23 protein-coding genes and 1 pseudogene are annotated in these 23,053 nt (G+C 42.0%); 14 read left to right on the top strand and 10 right to left on the bottom strand.

Features of this window, described 5'->3' with window-relative positions; genetic code table 11:
- Positions 1-32 precede the first annotated feature (32 nt).
- Both ACRHOZ_RS01920 and ACRHOZ_RS01915 read left to right on the top strand, forming a co-directional pair.
- The gene (locus ACRHOZ_RS01920; RefSeq protein ID WP_431121726.1) at positions 33-1,895 is read left to right on the top strand and encodes a TonB-dependent receptor plug domain-containing protein; all 1,863 of its coding nucleotides are present in this window, start codon (positions 33-35) and stop codon (positions 1,893-1,895) included.
- 16 nt (positions 1,896-1,911) lie between these two features.
- Complete coding sequence (locus ACRHOZ_RS01915; protein ID WP_431121724.1) at positions 1,912-2,844, top strand: ABC transporter substrate-binding protein; 933 nt, start codon at positions 1,912-1,914, stop codon at positions 2,842-2,844.
- 49 nt (positions 2,845-2,893) lie between these two features.
- Here ACRHOZ_RS01915 and ACRHOZ_RS01910 read toward each other — a convergent pair whose 3' ends face one another.
- On the bottom strand, positions 2,894-4,360 hold the full coding sequence (locus ACRHOZ_RS01910; RefSeq protein ID WP_431121721.1) for a S41 family peptidase: 1,467 nt from the start codon (positions 4,358-4,360) through the stop codon (positions 2,894-2,896).
- A gap of 210 nt (positions 4,361-4,570) precedes the next feature.
- Between ACRHOZ_RS01910 and ACRHOZ_RS01905 the strand changes: the two genes are divergently transcribed.
- The 6 genes and pseudogenes from ACRHOZ_RS01905 (at position 4,571) to ACRHOZ_RS01880 (ending at position 8,225) form a co-directional block, all read left to right on the top strand.
- Complete coding sequence (locus ACRHOZ_RS01905; protein WP_420400048.1) at positions 4,571-5,080, top strand: RNA polymerase sigma factor; 510 nt, start codon at positions 4,571-4,573, stop codon at positions 5,078-5,080.
- Positions 5,067-5,486, top strand: coding sequence for a hypothetical protein (locus tag ACRHOZ_RS01900; RefSeq protein ID WP_431121717.1), 420 nt, complete (start codon positions 5,067-5,069; stop codon positions 5,484-5,486). Before ACRHOZ_RS01905 ends, ACRHOZ_RS01900 begins: the two co-directional genes overlap by 14 nt.
- A 10-nt stretch (positions 5,487-5,496) precedes the next feature.
- Positions 5,497-6,036, top strand: coding sequence for a DUF4252 domain-containing protein (locus tag ACRHOZ_RS01895; RefSeq protein WP_431121715.1), 540 nt, complete (start codon positions 5,497-5,499; stop codon positions 6,034-6,036).
- A 106-nt stretch (positions 6,037-6,142) separates the two neighbouring features.
- Entirely contained in the window at positions 6,143-6,685 is a 543-nt protein-coding gene (locus tag ACRHOZ_RS01890; RefSeq protein ID WP_431121713.1) for a DUF4252 domain-containing protein, read from the top strand.
- A 42-nt stretch (positions 6,686-6,727) separates the two neighbouring features.
- Positions 6,728-7,267 carry a DUF4252 domain-containing protein gene (locus tag ACRHOZ_RS01885; protein ID WP_431121711.1) on the top strand — a complete coding sequence of 180 codons (540 nt, stop codon included), beginning with the start codon at positions 6,728-6,730 and terminating at the stop codon, positions 7,265-7,267.
- A 142-nt stretch (positions 7,268-7,409) separates the two neighbouring features.
- Positions 7,410-8,225 (top strand): annotated as a pseudogene (locus ACRHOZ_RS01880) (mechanosensitive ion channel family protein).
- Positions 8,226-8,317: 92 nt separating this feature from the next.
- On the opposite strand, the gene purB reads toward ACRHOZ_RS01880, so the two are convergent.
- Genes purB through ACRHOZ_RS01865 form a run of 3 tightly spaced genes read right to left on the bottom strand, consistent with a single transcriptional unit; the run spans position 8,318 to position 10,982 of the window.
- Entirely contained in the window at positions 8,318-9,661 is a 1,344-nt protein-coding gene (purB, locus tag ACRHOZ_RS01875; RefSeq protein WP_431121708.1) for an adenylosuccinate lyase, read from the bottom strand.
- Between the two features lie 44 nt (positions 9,662-9,705).
- A complete protein-coding gene (locus ACRHOZ_RS01870; protein WP_431121706.1) occupies positions 9,706-10,278 on the bottom strand; it encodes an adenylosuccinate lyase in 573 nt (190 codons plus the stop codon).
- Positions 10,279-10,289: 11 nt separating this feature from the next.
- A complete protein-coding gene (locus ACRHOZ_RS01865; RefSeq protein WP_431121704.1) occupies positions 10,290-10,982 on the bottom strand; it encodes an SIR2 family NAD-dependent protein deacylase in 693 nt (230 codons plus the stop codon).
- Positions 10,983-11,027: 45 nt separating this feature from the next.
- Here ACRHOZ_RS01865 and ACRHOZ_RS01860 point away from each other — a divergent pair, with 45 nt between their 5' ends.
- Genes ACRHOZ_RS01860 through ACRHOZ_RS01850 form a run of 3 tightly spaced genes read left to right on the top strand, consistent with a single transcriptional unit; the run spans position 11,028 to position 12,631 of the window.
- Complete coding sequence (locus tag ACRHOZ_RS01860) at positions 11,028-11,681, top strand: TrmH family RNA methyltransferase (protein WP_431121702.1); 654 nt, start codon at positions 11,028-11,030, stop codon at positions 11,679-11,681.
- Between the two features lie 40 nt (positions 11,682-11,721).
- Positions 11,722-12,249: an SRPBCC family protein gene (locus ACRHOZ_RS01855; protein ID WP_431121699.1), complete on the top strand. Its 528-nt coding sequence runs from the start codon at positions 11,722-11,724 to the stop codon at positions 12,247-12,249.
- 4 nt (positions 12,250-12,253) lie between these two features.
- Positions 12,254-12,631: a VOC family protein gene (locus ACRHOZ_RS01850; RefSeq protein ID WP_431121697.1), complete on the top strand. Its 378-nt coding sequence runs from the start codon at positions 12,254-12,256 to the stop codon at positions 12,629-12,631.
- On the opposite strand, the gene ACRHOZ_RS01845 is transcribed toward ACRHOZ_RS01850, so the two are convergent.
- The 4 genes from ACRHOZ_RS01845 to ACRHOZ_RS01830 form a co-directional block, all read right to left on the bottom strand.
- Positions 12,632-14,317, bottom strand: coding sequence for an alpha-amylase family glycosyl hydrolase (locus tag ACRHOZ_RS01845; RefSeq protein WP_431121695.1), 1,686 nt, complete (start codon positions 14,315-14,317; stop codon positions 12,632-12,634).
- Between the two features lie 98 nt (positions 14,318-14,415).
- Positions 14,416-15,192: a carboxypeptidase-like regulatory domain-containing protein gene (locus ACRHOZ_RS01840; RefSeq protein WP_431121693.1), complete on the bottom strand. Its 777-nt coding sequence runs from the start codon at positions 15,190-15,192 to the stop codon at positions 14,416-14,418.
- Between the two features lie 75 nt (positions 15,193-15,267).
- Positions 15,268-17,022: a DEAD/DEAH box helicase gene (locus ACRHOZ_RS01835; protein ID WP_431121691.1), complete on the bottom strand. Its 1,755-nt coding sequence runs from the start codon at positions 17,020-17,022 to the stop codon at positions 15,268-15,270.
- 142 nt (positions 17,023-17,164) lie between these two features.
- Positions 17,165-17,746 carry a non-canonical purine NTP diphosphatase gene (locus ACRHOZ_RS01830; RefSeq protein WP_431121689.1) on the bottom strand — a complete coding sequence of 194 codons (582 nt, stop codon included), beginning with the start codon at positions 17,744-17,746 and terminating at the stop codon, positions 17,165-17,167.
- A 184-nt stretch (positions 17,747-17,930) separates the two neighbouring features.
- On the opposite strand from ACRHOZ_RS01830, the gene ACRHOZ_RS01825 reads away from it, so the two are divergent.
- The 3 genes from ACRHOZ_RS01825 (at position 17,931) to ACRHOZ_RS01815 (ending at position 21,470) form a co-directional block, all read left to right on the top strand.
- Entirely contained in the window at positions 17,931-18,377 is a 447-nt protein-coding gene (locus ACRHOZ_RS01825) for a methyltransferase family protein (protein ID WP_431121687.1), read from the top strand.
- A gap of 145 nt (positions 18,378-18,522) precedes the next feature.
- Complete coding sequence (serA, locus tag ACRHOZ_RS01820; protein ID WP_431121685.1) at positions 18,523-20,415, top strand: phosphoglycerate dehydrogenase; 1,893 nt, start codon at positions 18,523-18,525, stop codon at positions 20,413-20,415.
- Positions 20,416-20,540: 125 nt separating this feature from the next.
- Positions 20,541-21,470: a type IV pili methyl-accepting chemotaxis transducer N-terminal domain-containing protein gene (locus ACRHOZ_RS01815; protein WP_431121683.1), complete on the top strand. Its 930-nt coding sequence runs from the start codon at positions 20,541-20,543 to the stop codon at positions 21,468-21,470.
- Here ACRHOZ_RS01815 and rlmH read toward each other — a convergent pair.
- Together rlmH and ACRHOZ_RS01805 are read right to left on the bottom strand one after the other, a co-directional pair.
- Entirely contained in the window at positions 21,436-21,909 is a 474-nt protein-coding gene (rlmH, locus tag ACRHOZ_RS01810; RefSeq protein WP_431121682.1) for a 23S rRNA (pseudouridine(1915)-N(3))-methyltransferase RlmH, read from the bottom strand. The two genes, ACRHOZ_RS01815 and rlmH, sit on opposite strands and share 35 nt — an antisense overlap.
- A gap of 130 nt (positions 21,910-22,039) precedes the next feature.
- Positions 22,040-22,879 carry a cupin-like domain-containing protein gene (locus ACRHOZ_RS01805; RefSeq protein ID WP_431121680.1) on the bottom strand — a complete coding sequence of 280 codons (840 nt, stop codon included), beginning with the start codon at positions 22,877-22,879 and terminating at the stop codon, positions 22,040-22,042.
- Between the last annotated feature and the right edge of the window lie 174 nt (positions 22,880-23,053).

The raw sequence follows: 23,053 nt of genomic DNA, 5'->3' as shown, positions 1-23,053 counted from the left end.
ATACTATTCTCCCGTTTATTCACTTAAACGAAATGAAAAAAAGAAATTTATGGATTTGTACCGCTATTTTGGCGGGCCAGGGACTTACTGCGCAGGATTTTCAGCAAGATACCCTGCAGCTTACCCAACTTAATGAGGTTGTGGTGAGCGATTCGCGTTTTGCCCTTAAACGGGAAAACTCGGGTAAAACAGTGATTAAGATTTCCGCTGAGGAATTGGAACGCAACCAAGGAAGAACGGTGGCAGAACTGATCAATACCAAAAGTGGGATTGAGATTACGGGCAGCCGTGGTAGGGATGGCTCCGTTTTTGGAGTGTTTGCCCGTGGTGGTCGTGGGCGACAAGCATTGGTAATTATAGATGGGGTACGCGTATCTGACCCTTCTTCCTTTTCCCAGGAATATGACCTACGGCTCTTATCTACTGCCAATATTGAATCTATTGAGATCATCAAAGGGGCGGCAAGTACCTTGTATGGTACCAATGCAGCAACAGCCGTCATCAACATTACTACCAAAAAGGGAGTTGAACGACCTATTTCTGGAAGTTTTAGATCTAGTATCGGTACCAACCAGACAGCGGATGATACCAATGGAAATCTAGGTAGTATAACCAACGGCGCATCGGTTAGTGGACAACTGAAGAAATTCAGTTATGGTGTGGATTTTTCCAACCGCTACTCCAGTGGTCTTTCCGCGGCGGTTACTCCGGAAAACGAAGAGGATAATACCTCCCATTTTGCTACCAATGTAAAATTGGGGTATGAGTTTTCAGAAAGTTTTGCGTTATCGGTTTATGGAAACCAAACCAAATTCACCACTGATTTTGATGCTGATCGCATGGAAGCGCCCAATAGTTCAAGGGTAGAACAGGAAAGAGTTGGGCTGGCATCCGTAATCAACTATGGTAGTGGTTCAATTCATGTGAATTCGGCCTATTCCACCTACGATTCCTTTAATGTCAGCACTTTTGGCGAAAGTACTTCTGAAGCTGATAATTGGGTCTTGGATGCCTATAATAAATATGTCATTGATGAAAAATGGCATACCATTTTGGGAGTCAATTATATCAAGGACAAGGCGGTGTTCTCCTCCGAAGCCGATTTTTCCATTTTGGACCCGTACGCCAATGTGGTTTATGTTTCGGATTTTGGTTTTAACCTGAATACAGGAGCCCGTTTGAATACCCACTCTGAATATGGCAACCATTTTGTGTACAATATCAACCCGAGCTATGCTTTTCAAACCCAAAATGGGTATGTGAAATTACTGGGGTCGTATGCCACTTCTTATATCACCCCCAATCTAATTCAATTGTTTGGGGATTTTGGAGCCAATCCGGACTTGGAGCCCGAAGAGAACAGAACTTTGGAAGGGGGAGTGGAGTATTTTGTGAATTATAAGCTGCGCTTAAGTACTTTATATTTTAATCGAAACGAGAAAAACACCATAGGATTTGACCAAAATTTTACCAGCATCAATGTTGCTGATGAGATTGATGCCAGTGGGGTGGAGGTAGAACTTTCTTGGCATCCATCAAATCTATTTTCGCTGGACGCCAATTACACCTTCACCGAACGTACAGGTGATGCAGCTATCCGAATACCCAAACACAAGATAAACTTGGCCGCAGGCTACCAAATCTGTGCAACAACCAATTTGTCCTTTACCTATGCATATACAGGGGAGCGATTTGATACCGACTTCAGTACGTTTTCCAATGTTTCCTTGGAAGCATTTTCCTTGGTAGGATTGTATGTGGAACACCAATTGATCCCAGAACGATTAAAGGTGTTCCTGAATGGTTCCAACCTTTTAAATGAGGACTTTGTGGAAGTCATTGGATTTACCACAAGAGGTAGAAACATCAGCGCAGGATTTCATTTGAATCTATAATCCATATCTTGTAAGCATGCTCAAAGTTTGTTCGTTTTTACCCGCAGTTACCCAGATGCTATATGACATGGGTTTGGACGAACATTTGTATGGAGTAACCTTTGAATGTCCAGAACAGGCTTTGAAGGAAAAGCAACCGGTGGTTCGGTGTATTTTGGAAGGCAAGAATTTGTCCAGCAAGGGAATCGATACACTTTTCTCGGCGAGTAAACATCAGGGGAAAGATTTGTATTATGTGGACGAGCCTATATTGGAAAAAATTGCACCCGACATCATTTTTACCCAAGACATGTGCGATATATGCCAAATAGATACGGCATGCACCGCGGCGGCCGTGGCTAAATTGGACAAGCAACCGGAGCTAATATCCATTAGCCCTGAATCTTTGGAAGATGTCTTTACCTCTGCGATTACCATTGCCAAGGCTTTGGGGAAAGAAGAGATTGCTTATTCCTATTTAAATGGCTTAAACAAGCGGATTGATGTTGTGGTAGATGCCCTAAGAGCATCAAAGGCATTGCCCAAACGTATAATGTTGATGGAGTGGTTGGATCCCATTTTTAACTGTGGGCATTGGATTCCCCATCAAATTGGATATGCAGGTGGGATAGACATGCTTTCCAATCCATCTGGGGATAGCGTTGTTACGCCTTGGGACAAGATATTGAAATATGACCCCGAAATTTTGGTAGTGGCGCCCTGTGGATTTACTGTAAAGCGAACCTTGGAAGAGATGCCCATTTTGACCTCAAAAAAAGGTTGGAACGATTTAAAAGCGGTGCAAGAAAACAAAGTCTTTATTGCAGATTTTGATATGTTCACCCAATCCTCTGCCAACACCTTGGTCAATGGGATTGAATTATTGGCTGGAGTGTTTCATCCTGGGGCTATCCAAGTACCAAAGCACTTGGCAACTAAATTTATGCATCTTGATTTACAACCTGTGTAAAAAAGGGAAATATGAAAAATAAAAAAGCGGCTTTTAAGCCGCTTTTGTTTTATCTGTTAAGGTGTAATGGTTTGTCCAGAAACATGTTGTCCCTTAATGGGGTCTCTATCCTAGATCCAGTGAAGGCTTTGGCGGGCATTTGCACGGAGTAGGATTTTTTTCCGGTCATTCCTGTGATCTCCTCAATGGCCCTTGCAAGCAAAGGTTCAGTGGGGTCGCCAAGTACGCCTAAATTTTCTAAATCTTCTTCCAACATGATATCAGGTGCCAATCCATCCGTATAGTCGAAAAAACCATCCGCATTTTCGTTTCTACCAACCAAAGGTTGAATTCCCCAGCTATTGTCAGGATTGATTTGGTTCTCACGATCGCTACTATAGATGTAGGCATTGTCCACGTCATCCACCAATGTAATAGAAAATTCGTTTTTACCTCTTGTTGTTTCTCCAATATGGACCACATCCACGTAAGGCTCTAAACCGTTCATCACCAATTCACTTGCAGAGGCGGAGCTATTCGTGGCAAGAACGTAGACTGTACTAAGGTTCAATGTATTGATAGCCGTAGATCCCGTACTACTGGCGAAATAGTCCTCCAATTGCTCGTTGCTCAACTGTCCTTGGATTTTGCTGTTCCAACGTTGTCTTATATACAAATCGTTGGTGTTGGTGCCATAAATCATACTGGCCAAAAGGCGGGAGGTGTTTACAGAACCCCCAGGGTTATATCGCATGTCCAAAACCAATTCCGTCGCTCCATCGGCCACAAACTGCCCAAAAGCGGCATTAAGTTCCTCATTAAAGCTGCTTAAAAATCGATTATACATTAAATAAGCGATCTTGGTTCCATTGATGTCCAAGGTTTCCGCAACCAAAATAGGATCTTCCACTTGGTTGGCAATCTTGGTCAATTCTATTTCGGTGTCGTTGTCCGTGATTTGGGTTCCATTGATATCTGCCATGCCCAAGGTATAGGTGTCATTGTCACCGAACAACAAACTCACATAATTATCCGTGGTAAGTGCTGTACCGTCTACTCGGGTAAAAATATCACCTCTTTTGATTTCTGTTGTTGAGGCATTGGAATTGGGGACAATGTACTGCACATATCCAAAGAGGCCATTGCCTTCCGAGAAACGGACAAGACCGAATTCCAATCCATTACTTTTGGAAACACCTGAAAGGTTGTTGACCAATTCCTCATAATCCTCATTCAAGAAACTGAATCTATCTTCTGAGAAAAGTAAAGTGTTAAAGTAAAAATCCGAAGGATTTGGATGTTGTTGCAGAAATTCCGTGAATTCCTGGTCGTTGGCGAAGCGATCATCCGCAAGATCATCCACATCTGCTTGCCAAAAATACCAAAGGTTTAAGGCATTCCACATAAATGCCTGGGCGTCTAGATTTTCGCTGGTGGGGTTGTTTGGGTCGTTTGGATTGTCTATTCCGTTGTCATCACTTTTACAACTGACAAGGAACAAACCAAGCCCAACAAATAAATACAGGAGTTTTTTCATAGCTAATTTTGGTAAAATTCATCAATTATCATTCCACAAGATCATTGAGGCATATTGAATTTGTAGAATTATTTCCTAATTTCTTACAGCAAATTTTACCCCAAAATAGCCACTTGTGAGCAGATTACAAATTTTTTGTAACAAATTTCGATATGTGTCGTCGTGATAATGTAAGCAAATAGGAAAGCTTGCAACAACTATCAAAACCTAATGAAACAAGCTGAATTTTTAAACGTGGTCATGCCCTTTAAGGACAAGCTGTACCGATTGGCAAAGCGCTTATTGGTTTCGAAGGAGGAAGCGGAGGACGCCACACAGGAAATTTTGCTAAAACTCTGGTCAAAGAACGAGTCGATGGGAGAGTACAAAAATGTAGAGGCTTTTGCGATGACGATGACCAAGAATTTTTGTTTGGACCGATTAAAATCCAAACAGGCCAGCAATTTAAAGTTGGTGCATAGTAACTATCAGGACGAAAAGACCTCCCTGCAAAAACAATTGGAAGCAGAGGACAGCGTTCGTTGGATGGAACGCATCATGGAAGAATTGCCGGAACAGCAAAAAATGGTATTGCAGCTACGGGATGTGGAGCAATACGAATTTGAGGAAATATGCGAACTCTTGGACATGAAACCCACAGCAGTCCGTGTGACCCTCTCAAGAGCAAGAAAAGCAGTACGACAAGAATTGATTAAAAAACATAACTATGGAATTGGATAACATAGAAAAATTATTGGAAAAGTACTTTGAAGCTACTACCACGGTGGCCGAGGAGCGGACCTTGCAGGCTTATTTTTCCCAAAAGGAAGTTGCTTCGCATTTGGAGCAATATAAGTCCATGTTCAACTATTTTTCCATGGCCAAGGAAGAGCGGTACACCAAGCAGGTTCCACTAAAACCTAGAAGAAATTACTACAAGTGGCTATCCGTTGCGGCAGTGGTTGTTTTAACCTTTGGTATCTATTTTGGTAATGAATACCAAGAAAGAAAACAGGCAGAATATGCCTATAATGAAACAAAAAAGGCTTTTGAGCTCCTAGCGGAGAATTTTGGAAAAGGCACAGAAAAAGTAGCCTACTTACAGGAGTTTGAAGTCGCAAAACAAAAAATTTACAACAACGATTAAAACAAAAACGATGAAGCGCAATATTTTAATTTTAATGATGGCCATAATGCCATTGGCCAGTTTTTCACAATCCCTTTTTGACCGATTTGAGGATTTGGATGAAGTCACTTCCGTGGTGGTCAACAAAAGCATGTTCAATTTGCTGGCCAAGATAGATGTAGAAGTTGATGATCCAGAGGCCCAGGATTTTATGGACATCGCCAGCAGTCTTAAAAGTTTGAAGGTGTTTACCACAGATAATGAGGAGATTGGAGCTGATATGAAATCTTCGGTGCAGAAGTACCTAAAATCCTCCACTATGGAAGAGCTCATGCGGGTGAAGGACAAGGATGCCAATGTAAAGTTCTATATCAAACAAGGGAAGGATGATGACCATGTAAGCGAACTGCTGATGTTTGTGACCGGATTGAAGGAGATCGAGGCCGATGGCAGAAAGTTTGAAACGGTACTACTTTCATTGACAGGTGATATCGATTTGAATAAAATCAATTCCTTGACAAACAAGATGAACTTGCCCAAAGAGTTGAACAAAGCAGGGAAAAAAGAATAGCATACAGTAAACAGTGTACAGACAGCAATCCGCATCAATTGGCAGTTTTTAAGCTGATTGCTGTAAGCTGTCAACTGTAAAACATCAATCATAAAAAACAACAGTCATGAAAAAACTAAGTATATTATTAGTGGCATTAGTTGTGCCATATCTGGGCATTTCCCAGTCTATCTTTGATAAATTTGAAGATTCGGAACGTGTGGGAACGGTTACCATTAACAAAGGCATGTTGAACCTTGTGGCCAAACTGATGGCTCACGATGAGGATGAGGACGCGCAGGAGTTCGTTGAAGTGGCCAATAGTGTTAATCGCATCAAGGTCTTTATGTCCGAGGATACAGATGCCGCGGAAGATATGTCGGCAACGATGAAGAAATACGTAAGATCCTCCAAATTGGAAGAGCTTATGAAAGTGAAGGATGGGGATACCCATGTTAATTTCTATATCAGAAATGGAAAAGATGACGACCATGTAGCTGAATTGCTGATGTTTGTGACCGGTATTGAGGACAAACATGGCAGTAAACATGGACGTAATTTTGAAACGGTACTATTGACCATGACCGGGGACATAGATTTGACCAAGGTGGGTTCCTTGAGCAAAAAAATGAAATTGCACAAAGGGCTGCGTAAACTGGATCAGCATTAGAGCTAAGTACAGGCATTTTAATTCTGTCAAAAAAAAGAACAAATGAAAAATTTTATTAAAAGTATGGTGGTTGCGGGGACGGTACTACTGGCTTCCTGTTCGTCCCAGCAAAGTTTGCAGGAGTATTATGTGGACAATTCGGAGAATCCCAATTTTATTGCCATAGATGTACCTGCAAGCATTTTGAAAATGGATGGGGTAGATTTGACCGAAACCCAAAGTGAGGCCATAGAATCCCTGCGTAAATTCAACCTGTTGGCCTTTAAAAAAACAGCTGATAATGTAGCGGAGTACAATGCGGAAAAAGTAAAGGTCAGGGAGATTTTGAAAGGAGATAAGTTTGTGGAGTTGATGAAAATCAATTCGCAATATGGCAAGGGAGTCATCAAATACATTGGCGATGAGGATGCAATTGATGAGGTGATTATTTATGGTGACAGCAAAGACAAAGGGTTTGCTTTGGTGCGTGTTTTGGGCAAGGATATGAACCCCGCCCATATCGTACAACTGATGCAAGCCATCCAAAAATCAAATTATGACGGAGCTGGCCTTGGTGAGATAGGGGAGTTCTTAAAAGGATAGCACAATCATCAATCAGAAAATGGAATCCCGATAGCTTTGCTATCGGGATTTTTGTTTAGGGATACCTGTCCTTCCCCAAGTGTGACCTTCTTCCTATCTTAGTGTCTCACACATGGAACACTAACAAAATCAATTGAATCTTATGGAAAAAGCACAAGAATGGATGAACTATGGTCTTGAATTGGCCAAAGAGTTTGGTCCCAAGTTGATCACCGCAATCCTCATTTATATTGTTGGTTCGTGGGTTATCAAAAAAATAATTTCGGCCACAAGAAAAGTCATGGCCAAAAGCAAATACGAGGAGTCCCTTCAAAAGTTCTTGTTGAATTTGATTTCTTGGTCCCTCAAAGTATTCCTGATCATTTTGGTCATTTCACGATTGGGGGTTGATGTAACCACCTTTGCCGCCGTAATAGCCGCTGCTGGTTTGGCTGTAGGTCTGGCCCTACAAGGATCACTTTCCAATTTTGCCGGTGGGGTCTTGTTAATGGTTTTTAAACCCTACCGCATAGGCGATCTAATTGAAGCCCAAGGGGAACTGGGGGTGGTCAAGGAGATTGAAATTTTCACTACCAAACTCATTACACCTGAAAATAAACTGGCCATCGTACCCAATGGAGCTATGGCCAATGGCAATATTGTCAACTATACTACCGAGGGAAAAATTCGGGTGGACACCGTTGTGGGAGTTGGCTACTGAGAGGATATCAAAAAGACCAAGGAGGTACTGTTGAACGTGCTAACTTCCAATCCGCAGGTACTTAGAGACCCCGAGCCCTCTGTTAATGTGATGGAACTGGCAGACAGTTCTGTGAATTTTGCTGTTCGGCCCTACTGCAAACCAGAAGATTATTGGGATGTCTATTTCTCTACTTACGAGAATTGCAAATTGGCCTTGGATGAGGCTGGAATTGAAATCCCATACCCACATCAGGTGGAAATCCATAAGGAGGGATAAAGGCTATTTCAAAACCTTTGCCTCAAATTTACTTAAAGTAGGTCTCGACTGCCTGCCGGTCGGAAGACACGGCGCTCGACCTGACAGAAGGTTTAAACCCCGGTATAATTTGCTGGGGTTATTTTTTTAAGCTCACTTTTGATTTCAGCCGAAACCTCCAATGTATCTATAAAATCCGCAATGGATTTTTGGGTGATTTTCTCATTGGTTCGGGTAAGTCCCTTTAAAGCTTCATAGGGATTCGGGTAGCCTTCGCGCCTTAAAATGGTTTGGATGGCCTCTGCAACCACCGCCCAATTATCCTCCAAATCCTGCTCAAACTTGTCCGCATTCAAAACCAGTTTGTTCAAACCTTTTAAGGTGGATTGAAAAGCCACTTGGGTATGTGCAAAGGGCACACCCACATTTCTAAGCACAGTACTGTCCGTAAGGTCCCGTTGGAGTCGGGAAACAGGAAGTTTTGCGGATAAATGTTCAAAAATAGCATTGGCAATGCCCAGGTTTCCTTCGGAATTTTCAAAATCTATCGGATTCACCTTATGGGGCATGGCAGAAGACCCCACTTCCCCTTTTTTGATTTTTTGTTTGAAATAATCCATGGAGATATAAGTCCAAATATCCCGGTTGAGATCAATATAGATGGTATTGATGCGCTTTAGGCAATCGAACAGGGCGGCCATATGGTCGTAATGCTCAATTTGCGTGGTGGGAAAGGAGTGGTGAAGTCCTAATTTTTCTTGTACAAACTGTTGTCCAAAAGCCTTCCAATCTGTGTTGGGATAGGCTACTTTGTGTGCATTGTAATTCCCTGTGGCACCCCCAAATTTGGCGGCACTTGGGATATCGTTCAATAAATTGAACTGTTCCTTCAATCGTTCCACAAAAACATCGATTTCCTTGCCCAATCGGGTTGGGGAAGCCGGCTGTCCGTGGGTCCTGGCCAACATGGGAATTTCTGCCCATTCGGCTGCCAAAGCCTTCAACTTTTCAAATACTTCAAAATACAGCGGCACATAGACCTCATTCATAGCTTCCTTTATGGAAAGGGGTATTGCCGTATTGTTGATGTCTTGGGAAGTCAATCCAAAATGGATGAACTCCTTAAATTTTTCCAAGCCCAAGGTGTCAAACTTCTGTTTGATGAAATATTCAACCGCTTTTACATCATGGTTGGTGGTTTTCTCAATTTCCTTGATGGACAACGCATCTTCGGCAGAAAAATCCTGATAGATTTTTTGCAAATCGGAAAACTTGGAAGTGTCAAAATCCGCTAATTGAGGCAAGGGAATTTCACAAAGGGCAATAAAATACTCAATTTCAACCCGAACCCGATACTTGATCAAGGCCTCTTCTGAAAAATAGGCGCCAAAGGCTTCCGTTTTATTGCGGTATCTGCCATCTATGGGTGAAATGGCGTTCAGTGGATTCAATGACATGGTTTGGTTTTAGAAAGGAGCAAAGATACTTAAACTCTTAGAGTTTAGTGGCCTAAAACGGTGAGCTTGTCCAAGGTTTTTTTTGCTCTGTTTTTGTAACCTGCAGTACCTTGGGCAATGGTATCTTCCAATATCATCTTAAGTTCAGGGTGAACCCAATCAAATTTGGTTCCCAGATAGAAAAGACTGCTCATGGCAAATACCTTGGCGGCAACTTTGTGTTCCCCAATAAACCAATCAAAACAGACGGTCATTATTTTCTCCAAATGTTCCGCCGTCATGTTTTTGACAAAGGTTTCATCCTTTTTTTTGAAATATGCTTCGCATAAGAGTTCACAGACATGCGCCATGGGACGAATACCCGATTCATTGGTAAGCTTGGATAATCCGCCAGTGAATTCATCCAAGTAGGGTAAAAGGTAAACCAGTTTTTTTCGCATTAAATGGTCAAAAACCCAGCTAGCGTTGAAGGAGTCAGTTTTGTCCTGGTCAAAGACCTCTTGCAATAGATTTCCGGTACGGTTGGGAAGAACAGCCAACTCGGCAACCAAACCATCAATGCTTTTTTTGGACAGTCTTCCGGAATTCAGTGCAATATGTAGCTCTTCTGGTGTCAACGAACAAGTCTTTAACTGATTAACTTCGAAACCAAGGCTGGAACGCCTTCAGCAGCTGTGGTGGACATCACCGTCAAATTGTCAAACTCTCTGGGATTTACACTGGGTTTTGGGTCTATAAAATAAATGGGAGTGTCTCTGGCCACATAGTTGATGAGGCTGGCAGCGGGATATACTTGCATGGACGTTCCAATGACAATCAAGATATCTGCCTGAACAGTAATTTCCACTGCTGTTTGCAGCATGGGTACCATTTCGCCAAACCAAACAATATGGGGGCGTAATTGATTTCCATTATCGTCCAAATCCCCCAAAACCAAATCTTTTTTCCAGTCAAGCACGTAATTTTCATCCGCTGTGCTCCGCACTTTAAAAAGCTCACCATGTAAATGTACCACATGGGAACTTCCTGCCTGCTCGTGAAGATTGTCTACATTCTGGGTTACAATACTCACATCAAACTCCGTTTCCAATGTAGCTAAGGCTGTATGGCCTGCGTTGGGGGAAACTTCCAAAAGTTGTCTTCGCCTCTGGTTATAAAATTCGAGAACCAATTCGGGGTTGCTATAAAAACCCTGGGGAGAAGCAACTTCCATAACGTCATGACCCTCCCACAAACCATTGGAATCCCTAAAGGTCTTTAGTCCACTTTCGGCGCTCATTCCAGCACCGGTCAGCACTACAATTTTTTGTTTTTTGCCCATATCGCCCTAAAAATATGAAATTCATTTTTCGCTATCTTGTCCTGCATGTTTGACAACGATTTGTTGACCTATTTGGAAACCTATCTTACAGAGGGTAGAAAGCAGCGGTTTTTAGAGGTGTTGAAGCACCGAACCAAATTTTTAACCGTGGCCATCGAAGATGTATTCCAACTGCATAATACCAGTGCTGTAATTAGAAGTTGTGATGCTTTTGGAATCCAAGAAGTTCATGTGGTGGAAGACCGATTTGGCCAACGATTGGACAAGAACATTGCTATGGGTGCGGAACAGTGGGTAGATGTTTATCGATACCAAACAACTTCGGATTGTATTTCGGAACTCAATGGTCAGGGATATCAAATAATTGCCACAACTCCCCATCACGGTTCAAGTTTCTTACACGATTTTGAATTGAACCACAAAACCGCCCTTTTTTTCGGAACCGAAAAAGAAGGTTTGAGTGAGGAAGTCATGCAACAAGCAGATGGTTTCCTGAAAATTCCCATGGTTGGCTTTTCCGAAAGTTTGAACATTTCGGTTTCCGCAGCTATCATTATTCAAGAACTGACGCAACAGCTCAGAAATTCTACCCATGATTGGCAACTTTCAGACATTGAAATTTTGGACAAACGACTGGATTGGGCCAAAAAATCCATTAAGAATGTGGAAGGAATCATCGGGAGGTATCAAGGCAAATAAAGTTTTTTGTATTTTGTAGGGTAACCAAATTAAAAACAACATGACCACACTACTCTACATTCTAGGGGGAATTGTCCTTCTCATTATTATTTTGGCCTTAATTGCGCCGAAGAGCTACAATGTTTCAAGATCCATTGAAATTGACCAACCCAGAGCTGTTGTCTTTGACAACCTAAGGTATTTGAAAAATCACGACGAATGGTCGCCATGGGGTAAAAAGGATCCCAATATGGAAAAGAAATTTACTGGAACGGACGGACAAGTTGGGGCAACCAGTTATTGGAACGGAAACAAGGACGTTGGAGAGGGAGAGCAAGAAATCAAAAAAATAGTGGACGGGGAACGAATTGAGTCCGAGCTACGATTTTTGAAACCATGGAAATCCACATCAGATGCGTATTTGGTAACGGAGGATGCATCCAACGGAGGCACCAAGGTTACTTGGGGATTTTCAGGTAAAAACAAATTCCCTTTTAGCATTATGATGTTGTTCATGAATATGGACAAAGCCGTGGGCGGTGATTTTGAGGATGGCTTGTCCAGTTTAAAAGGTCTTTTAGAGAAATAAAGTTATGGAGCAAAATATAGTTGGCTGGTTTGAGATCCCGGTGACCAACATGGATCGGGCCAAGGCTTTTTACGACCAAGTTTTTCAAATTGATATTCAAGTACAGGATTTTGGTGGAACCCTTATGGGTTGGTTTCCCTGGGCAGAAGGAAAGCCTGGTGCCAACGGTTCCCTTATTCAGCATGAAAGTTATAAGCCTAGCAGCACAGATGGGGTATTAATTTACTTTTCAAGTGCTGATGTACAACAAGAATTGGATAGGGTAGAGGCCGCTGGAGGAAAAATACAGCGAGGCAAAACCCAAATTAGCCCGGAAGTGGGTTATATGGGGGTATTTGTGGACTCTGAGGGCAACAGGGTTGCCTTACATTCCAGAAACTGATTACTCCGCCAGTTCCAGAAGGGCAATGTCAAATTCATTGTCCAAGAGTACTTTTCCCTTGGCTACTGTCACTTCGGTTTCAGAGTAGGTATCGTACAATTTAGTGCCGTCACCGAAAAAACCTTTGACCCAAAGGGATTTCTTGCCCTTGGGCAAATCCAAACCAACGACAACCTTGTCTTTGTAATCCCCGTCCATGTATGTTCTGGAGAACACATAGGGTTTCTTGGCCAGCCTTTTGTGTTTTCCGGCTCCAATGGCAGGGTGGTTTCTTCTAAACTGACCCAACTTTTGCCAGTGCTTGTGAATTTTTTGAATTTCCGGCATGCTGTCCAGTTCTTGCCAATTCATGAAGGAGCGGAGAGTGGCATCCCCTTCAGTTCCTTCCACAATTAAGTTACGGGAGGTTTCGTCTCCGTAGTAAACCTGGGAGGCTCCAGGCGTCAATAAGAGCACGTTGGCCGAATAGATGGGTTTCTTTCGCTCTTTATCAAACGGACTGCCATCATCATGTGATGTAAGATAGTTAAGCACGCTTTTACCCTTTAGTTTGGTATTGAGCAGTTTGCTGTATTTTTTGAAAGTGGTTTCATAATCTTTGTGAGCATCTGTCTTTAAATCAAAATTGATGAGACTTTTGAACCCATAGTCAAAAAAGTCCACTTTTTTATCTCCAAAATCAAATTCACGACCTCCAGAAATCCCATAGTTATAGACCTCACCAACCATATAAAAGGGATTGTCATCCAACACTTGATCGGGATGTTTTTTCTTCCAGGTTTCAAAAGCATAGGAGGCCTCTTTATACAAATCGGACCAAGCATCTTCATTGACGTGTTTCACGGTGTCTACCCGAAAGCCATCCACCCCAAAGTCGTTGATGTAATCTGTCAACCATTTAATAATATAAAATCGGGGAGCCCTTGGATATCCCGTACGTTCAAAAAAGAGTTGAAGCTCGTCCAATTCCTGACTCAAACGACCTTCGTCCTTCCATTTGGCCAAAAGGGCATCTGGGAGTTTTACCGCTTCATTGGACTCGGTCAAGATATCGGGTAGGTTTTCCACCAAAGTACAGGTAGTGGTATTTTCATAGGTGGTGAATTCACATTTAGGCCCTGTTCTCACCCATTCCTCGGGCCAAACGGGGTCTATGTCCGTTACCGGACCAGTATGGTTCAAAACTACATCCAACAACACACGAATACCTTTGGTGTGGGCCGTTTTCACCAACCTCTCCAAGTCTTTTCGGGTACCAAAATTGGGATCTATGGCGGTCCAGTCCTTGGCCCAGTAGCCATGGTATCCATAGGTATTGCCAGTTCCTTCGTTGGTTGAGCCATGTATTTGTTCCACTATCGGGGTGAACCAAATGGCGTTTATGCCCAAATCCGTAAAATATCCTTCTTCAATTTTTTGGGTAATACCCTGGATGTCACCTCCTTCAAACCCCCTAAGAACTGCTGTTTCCTTGGTTTGATCAAATTGCACTCCTTTTTCGGGATTGCCAATATGGAATCGGTCTGTTAGCAGGAAATATACATTGGCCCCTTCCCAAACAAAGGGTACATCCCTTTTTTGGGCTAGCTCTACGGCTACTTGAGTATCTATTTTCTCTGGCTTTTTGGTCTGTTTACATGCGGACAGAAAGGACAAAACAGTCATGATAGCAAGTAGTTTTTTCATCTTTTGGGATTTTAGCTAAAGCTATAAAATGCATGCGGAAATATAAAATTTATTTAATCCGCATAAACATGAAACGGTAAGGAATGTCCCGATGTAAGTTACCTCCTGTTAAGCACCCTGTACTCCTCATAGCAGCTAGAAATGGCATCAAGGATTTGAAGGTCGTTGGCAGTATTGATGAATGATCTTGAGTAATTGCAATTGTTGAGGATGTCCTCAATGTCCACTTTTTCCAATTGCAGGAGTTCTGTAAGGGTTTCGCGGTCAAACTTGGAAGCCAAAAGATCCCGAATGTCATCATCTTGCTTCATCTGCTGAAGCTTCCGCATCTGTTTGGGTTTTTTTCCAAATAGATTTCGGAGTAAGTCCGCTGGATTTAAAATGGCGCCCAAGACCTTGGTAACCGCACTTGGACTCTTGTTTCCACCTTCATAACTTTTCTGCAATCCGGAAATGCTGTATTGGTATGCATTGTTTATGGGCAGATTCTTTACATCAATCTCTAGATAGCCAGTAAGTTGGTAAGGCCTAACAATGACCTCTTCCAAAGCATAAGCCAATTCCGTTAGCGCAACTTCAGTACCTTCAAACTTGAACATATCACCCGTTACCCTAACTTTTTCCGATTTAAAACCCAAAAAAGTAAAATAGAGGGTGTCATTTACCGCTGCGGGAATAGTAAACCTTCCATCCTGATCTGTAATGGTGCCTACTACCTTGTTCAGATTAATAACATGCACGCTCACCATGGGAAAGCCACTTTGGGCATTGACCACGGTAGCATTCAACTCGCCTTCCACAACAGAATCTTCAGTATCCTGGGAAAAACCAATAAAAGAAACTAGAAAGAAAAATGTAAGTAGAACTCTTTTCATGCAATTTGTGTAGCCATAAAAGTACTAAACAAAGAAAAATAAATAGGAGTCCACCACGATTTAATATAGAATTAACTAATAAAAACCAGGTCTTCTTTTACCACCCCTTTTGCCGGAACCGCCTCTGCGACCGCCTCTAAAGGACTTGTTGTCACCACCCTTGCGGTGACCTCGTTTTCTGTCCCGTTTTTTTCCGCCCTTGCCGGAGCTCGGAGGGTTTTTGGAAATTTCCACATTGATAAAGCGTCCTTTCACCTTAAAATCGGTGAAAGTCTGTAAAACAAAATCCGAAAGTTGGGCTTCTGTATTGAAGAAAGAAAAGCTGTCCTTGGTATCAACATTGAAAATGTCATCTTTCTCCAGATTCAAGGTATCCCGCAAGAAGTCCTTGAGAGACATCCAGTCATAACCGTCACGCTCACCCACGTTGATGAAGTATCGCACCGAACCATCGCTTGGCTTGTTGCCTTTGGATTCTCCTTTTCCACCGTTATCCTTTCGGCCTTCATCTGAATTTAGGTCTCGGGTTTTGCTATAATAGTTGTAGAAACGTGTGAATTCCACAGAAACAATTTTCTTGACCAATTCCTCCCGATCCAAACCATCCAACACATCATTGATGGCAGGGAGGTAATTGTCAATTTCAGGATTGATTTCAGTTTCCTTGATTCTATTAGCTAGATGATATAGCTGGATTTCGCAGATTTCTATCCCTGTTGGAATCTTTTTTGAAATGAAATCCTGCTTGATTTTCTTTTCAATGGCCTTGATTTTCCTGAGTTCCGAACGGGTAACAATAACCATTGAGATTCCAGATTTCCCCGCTCTACCTGTACGTCCGCTTCGGTGGGTGTAGGTTTCAATTTCATCAGGTAACTGATAATTGATCACATGGGTCACATCATCCACATCAATTCCCCTGGCGGCTACATCCGTGGCCACCAACATTTGCACCTGCTTCTTCCGAAACGCATTCATCACCAAATCCCTTTGGTTCTGACTCAGATCTCCGTGTAGCGCCCCAGCATTGTATCCATCCTCAATCAACTTTTCTGCCACTCGTTGGGTATCCCGTTTTGTTCTACAGAATACCACAGAGAAAATTCCTGGATTGGCATCGGCCAAACGTTTTAATGCGGCATAGCGATCACGTCCCCCTACCGTATAATACTCATGCTGAACCGTGGTTGCCCCCGCATTTTTGGCACCTACTGTGATTTCATGCGGTTTGTGCATGAATTTTTTGGCAATGGAAGCCACTTCTTTGGGCATAGTTGCCGAAAAAAGCCAGGTGAACTTTTCTTCTGGGGTGTTGGAAAGAATATCCTTGATATCCTCGTAAAAGCCCATGTTGAGCATCTCATCGGCCTCATCAAGAACGCAATAATCAATTTTGGAGATGTTGACCATTCCGCGACCGATCATATCCTTCATACGACCTGGAGTAGCAACTACAATTTGCGCACCCCTTTTGATCTGTCTGGCCTGTTCGGTGATACTTGCACCCCCGTAAATGGCTACAGTATTTAGACCTTTAACGTATTTGGAGTACAATTTGAGCTCGTTGGTAATTTGCAAACATAGCTCACGGGTTGGGGAAAGGATAAGACCTTGGGTGGTTCTGCTATCCGCCTGTATTTTTTGAATCATGGGAAAACCGAAGGCGGCCGTTTTTCCTGTCCCTGTTTGGGCCAGGGCTACCAAGTCGGTTTCTTCCTGTAATAGAACTGGGATTGATTTTTCCTGTACTTCGGAGGGAGTCTCAAATCCAAGATCGGAAATAGCATCCAATAGGGGTTTGTCCAACCCCAAGGCTTCAAATTTTGTCATAGTGGTGTAAACCTTAAATCGCAAATATGTTATGTTGCATAGAGCGATTTTCGAATACCCATTTTAAGCCCCTCGCAACACCATGCCCATACCGGCGGCGTTAATAAAGGCGCAAAGGTACATCAATTAAATAAGGTGGAAACTATAAATCGCTGTTTTTGAAAAAGGAAGCCAATTTTCGGATGGCTTTCCCCCGGTGGCTGATGGAGTTTTTGGTGGCATCCGATAGTTCTCCAAAGGTGGTATCATAACCGTCAGGTCTAAATATGGGATCGTAACCAAAACCATTTGTTCCCTGCGCTACCTGCACGATGCTTCCATTAACAATCCCATCAAAAACAAAACTCTCCCCCTTAAAATTTAAATGAACCACGGTTTTAAAATGCGCAGTTCTTTGGTCATTGTCATTTAGTTCGCTCAACACTTTGGCCATATTATCCTTAGCATTTTTCTGCGGCCCGGCATAGCGGGCGGAGTATACTCCTGGCGCCCCGCCCAAGGCATCAATCAGAAGCCCTGTATCGTCTGAAAAACATGGAAGACCGTATTTTTTGGTGACAAAGTCCGCCTTCAATTTGGCGTTTGCCTCCAAGGTTTCACCAGTTTCGGGAATTTCCTCGGTACAGCCAATATCATCCAAGGAAAGCAATTCAATTTCAGAGGGTAGCAACTGCTGGACTTCCCTCAGTTTATGGGCGTTATGGGTGGCAAAAACTAATTTCAAGGTGAGTTTTTTTCTTTGATTATTTTGGAAAAGTATCAAGAACAAAGGTTTTACCGAGGAATTCTTGTTTTCGAAACTATTTTCAGTTGCTAACTCAAAAAATCATTCAAACCGCCGAATTCATGATAAAATCCACAATGGGTTAAAAGTAGTAATTTCGAACTTTGTATTAATCCATTTACACATGAAGATTCTTCCGCCTTTGGTCATGGTGATTTTTGGTTTTTTGATGTACCTGCTGAATCGCTTCTTACCTGTTGGCCATTTTGACTTTTTTGGTAGGAGGGAGTTGTCCAATGTTCTGTTTGTGTTGGCCATTTTGATCTTTTTCATAGCCGTTTTCCAGTTTGTTGGGGCCAAGACTTCCACCAACCCCATAAATTTGACCAAAACAACTCGATTGGTTACCAAGGGAATTTTCAAGTATTCCAGAAATCCCATGTACTTGGGAATGCTTCTCCTGCTCCTGGGTTATGGACTTAGGCTTGGAAATGCCTTCAACACCCTTTTGGCTGCGGGTTTTGTGTACTACATGAATCATTTTCAGATTGCAAAGGAGGAACAGGCCCTTACCCAACTTTTTGGTAAGGAATATCGAAATTATTGCAAGGCAACCCGACGCTGGTTCTAGCCCATATGTTGGATTATTTAGCCATTTTGAAACATTTTACGGGTGTTTTTTGATATATCCGCAATTGTGGAGCGTTTTTCGGAGCTTGGAATTTCACGGATGGAATTAATGATTAATTTTATGCCTTAATTTTTTGAAGAAATTCATGGTAGAAGTGGGACGCAAGTATGTTTTTGATTTTGACAGCACCCTGACCAGGGTGGAAGCTTTGGATGTTTTGGCTGAAATGACGCTTCAGGGCAAGTCCAACAAAGATGAGATTATCCAAGAAATTCAAGATATCACCAATTTGGGTATCGATGGGGATATTTCCTTCACGGAATCGTTGGAGCGAAGGATTCGACTGCTGAATGCCCATAAAAATGATTTGGATGGTTTGGTTGGGGAGCTTCGCCAGAAAATATCAAAATCCATTGCATCCAATAAAGAATTCTTTGAAAAATATTCAGACGATATCTATGTGATTTCCTGTGGGTTCAAGGAATTTATTGACCCTATCGTTGAAGAATACAACATTCCTTCGGAACGTGTATACGCCAATACCTTTACCTTTGATGCAGAAGGACATATTGTCGGATTTGATGAGGACAATGTACTGGCTTCGCACAATGGAAAAATAGAATGTCTAAAGCGTTTGGACTTGGAAGGCGAGGTACAGGTCATCGGTGACGGCTATAGCGACTATGTTATGCGCGAAGCTGGAATTGCTGACAAGTTCTTTGCCTATACTGAAAATGTGCATCGTGAGAAAGCTGCCAGTAATGCCGATCATGTTGCTCCTAACCTAGATGAATTCCTGTACGTGAACGATTTACCTAGAAATTTATCCTATCCCAAAAACAGAATCAAGATTTTGTTGTTGGAAAATGTGCACCCTGATGCTTTTGAGAACCTTTCTGAAGACGGTTTTTCCGTGGAACTGGTAAAACACAGCTTGTCAGAAGACGAACTGATAGAACGGATCAAAGGTGTCCATGTATTGGGAATTCGTTCCAAAACACAGGTTACCCAGAAGGTGTTGGATGCTGCCAATAAGCTGTTGGTGGTGGGTGCATTTTGCATTGGAACCACCCAAATTGACTTGGAACACGCCAAACAGAAAGGGGTAGTGGTTTTCAACGCACCATATAGCAATACCCGGTCTGTGGTGGAATTGGCCATAGGTCAGATTGTAATGCTCAAACGGAATATTTTTACCCGCAGCACCGAAATCCATAATGGCGAATGGAACAAAACTGCCATCAACTCAAGGGAGGTCCGTGGTAAGAACTTAGGGATTGTTGGTTACGGGAATATTGGAAAGCAATTGTCTGTATTGGCAGAAGCCATGGGCATGCGGGTATATTATTACGATGTTGCCGATAGATTGGCCCTTGGGAATGCTACAAAATGTAGTACCCTTGAAGATTTACTGGGGGTCTCCGATGTGGTTACCCTTCACGTGGATGACAACAAAGCCAATAAAAACTTTATTGGAGAAAGAGAACTCAACCAAATGCGTGATGGAGCTATCCTGATTAACCTTTCCAGAGGTTTTGTGGTGGATATTGAAGCCCTTGCAACGGCCCTTAAATCAGGGAAATTGAGCGGAGCCGCTGTAGATGTGTATCCATCGGAACCAAGAAGCAACGGCAAGTTTGAAACAGCCTTGCAAGGATTGCCCAATGTGATTCTTACCCCCCATATTGGAGGAAGCACCGAAGAGGCTCAGAGGGATATTGCGGATTTTGTGCCCAACAAGATCATGGATTATATCAACTCCGGGAATACCGTTGATGCGGTTAACTTTCCAAATATAAGATTGCCCAAACAGACCAATGCCCACAGGTTCCTTCATATTCACAAGAATGTTCCTGGTATTATGGCGAAGATCAGTAAAGTGCTGGCCGAATATGAGATGAATATTACAGGCCAATATCTGTCCACGGACGACAAAGTGGGGTATGTGATTACCGATTTGGACAAGGAGTACAACAAGGAGGTGGTAAATGCGCTTAAAAATGTGGAAAACACCATCAAGTTTAGGGTTCTTTATTAATCAAGCAGTTTTACTTTTCCTGAATAGGGGATTTCACATGCTTTAATTCCCGTTTCACAACATTTTTCTTTCTGTCCTTATTTTTCCATATAAATTGTGGGTAAATACTTACGTTTAATACCTAAATGAGGATAGGAAAGTTCGAAATATTCAAAAAAGGCTTTAGGGCCTACTACCTATTGGTTATCTCCATTGTATTCCTTACGATTGTTATTCAGTCCATGACCCAATACACTTTGAGCAGACAGCGATCTACGGCCCTTATTGTAAACCTGGCTGGTAGGCAGCGGATGCTGAGTCAGAAATTGATCAATGAACTGTATTCCTGTAGGTATCACAATTGTGATTATGCCGAGATGAAATTGGCCCTGACCAAGCTGTATCAGATGAACGGGTTTTTACAAAACGGTAATCCAACTTTGAATATTGAGCCACTTGATGATGAGGAAATACAGATTCAATTCAATAGGTTGGAGACGCATATGGAATGGCTGTATCACGAGTTAAAGAACTTCAAAAACTTTGATGAAATCTCTTTCAATGATGTACGCTATCGGGTGGATCGATTTACCGGGATTATGGACGGGATTGTGACCTTATTTCAAAACAAATCCGAAAAGGACATTAAGACCATGATGATCATAGAATTGGAGCTGGCCATTTTTTCCATAGTCATTATATTTTTTGAGATTTTCTTTATTGTTAATCCAATTATTAGCCGAATAATGGACCAAAAAAAGAAACTATCAGAGATTGCTTGGCACCAATCCCAAGTGTTCAATTCCCATATGAAGAACATCTCGGACCTTCAATATGTCTTGGAGGTGGAGAAGGATCCCGCCAGACAAAAGGAGATTTATGGTTTTATCGGAGAAGAGCTCAATGAACTAAAGAAAGTATCGCAGCGGATGCTAAAATCCTTGGAAAAGACAACACAAGAGGCTAAACCTCACCATATTATCATCCAGAAAGTGGAGGACTTTTTGGAAAAATACAATTTGATGTCTTCTGAAAAGGAACTCATTGGTGATGATAAGGCTCATTACGTAAAATAGTAAAGCCTCTATAGAGCTGTTCCACCAGAAATAGACGCACCATTTGGTGGGAAAAGGTCATGTGGGATAAGCTCAGTTTCTCTTGGCTTCGTGCGTATACGGAATCGCTAAAGCCATAAGGCCCGCCAATAACAAGTACCAAATTCCTAAGGCCGCTGTTCATTTTCTTTTGAAGGAATTTGGAAAATTCCATGGAGTTATAGTGCTTGCCATTTTCATCCAATAGGACAAGATGGTCTGAAGAATGGATTTGGGATAAAAGCAATTCTCCTTCCTTTTCTTTCTGCTGTGACTCGGAAAGATTTTTGGTGTTCTTTACATCCGGAAGTACCTTAAACTGGAACTTGACATAGTGTCCCAAGCGCTTCTCATAGATGTTGATGAGTGTGGAAAGCTCCGCACTGTCGGTTTTACCAATGGCGATTAAAGTGATTTGCATGCCCAAAATTAATTTTTTAGGGACAAACCAGGACAATGGATTTTGGATGTAATGGGAATCTTGGATCAAAACCTTGTTTCAATCCATTTTAAAGAGTGGATTCTACTTTTGTGTAATCTCTTGCTTCTCCCTAAGCGTCGCAGCAAAAGCAATTTTTAGGTTTGTAATAACCTCTTTTATGTAAGGAGTGCTTAATACGTTCTTTCAGAAGTAAAGTATACTTCTCACTTTTCGTATATCCAAAGTTGCTGATACTGATGGAAGTATCAAGTGACTGCACATAATGCCACCACTTTTGCGGAACAAATAGGACATCCCCTGGCTCTAGGATGGCAACTTGAAGTTCTGCATCTTCAAATTTCGGAAATCTCTTTGGGTCGAAGTTATTGAGGTCTATTTGACTTGCCATTGCATCCGCAATATGCTTGCTACTTGGGTACATGTTCTTTTTGAATTTGGGAGAGGAAATAATGAACATTTTTTTGCCCATAATTTGGGCATACATATTATTTGCAGTATCAAAATGAAACCCTGATATGGTTCCTTTAGGCCCTATCCAACCCGTAACATAATTTGAAACGGTATTTTTTTCAAACAGCGAAAAATCTATGTCCTCGGTTAGATGGGGAAAAAATTTAAAGATATCCACGGTGGTCAAATAATCCTTCATTACCTCCTTGTTGGTTTCCGAGCTTTTTAAAGCTTGTAGATAATCCTTAAAAGACCCTTGTCTATATCGATTGTCGTCCTGAATGAAATTTGCGGCTAAAAGAAGTACTTGGTTATCACCTTCCAAATTCATTAGAAAATCGAGATTCCATTTTTTTTTGGCTCCCCAATCTTTGGCAAAACCTTTTAAAAGAACAGGTCTTCTTTTTGTAAAGTAATTCTTCCTGAATTCCTGAGCATTTATTGAACTTACTTCTTCAACTGAACTGCTCTTCGCTACAACATCATTGACAATATCCATCTTGGTTTAGGTTTGATTCGACATCCTATTAAAATTAGAAATAATCCACTTTTGCCTTATAAAGCCTTACTGTTATTCTTACTAACTGCCTAAATATTCGACGAATTACGTAATCGACCTATTTTGAGGAAGTTATACTCTTAACAAAAACCGCAATGCTCTGACCTGTAGACC

It is taken from the genome of Flagellimonas flava, from assembly GCF_050617915.1.
GTDB lineage: Bacteria > Bacteroidota > Bacteroidia > Flavobacteriales > Flavobacteriaceae > Flagellimonas > Flagellimonas flava_A.
The sequence above is the reverse complement of the archived record's forward strand: the minus strand, read 5'-3'. Positions and strand labels throughout refer to the sequence as shown.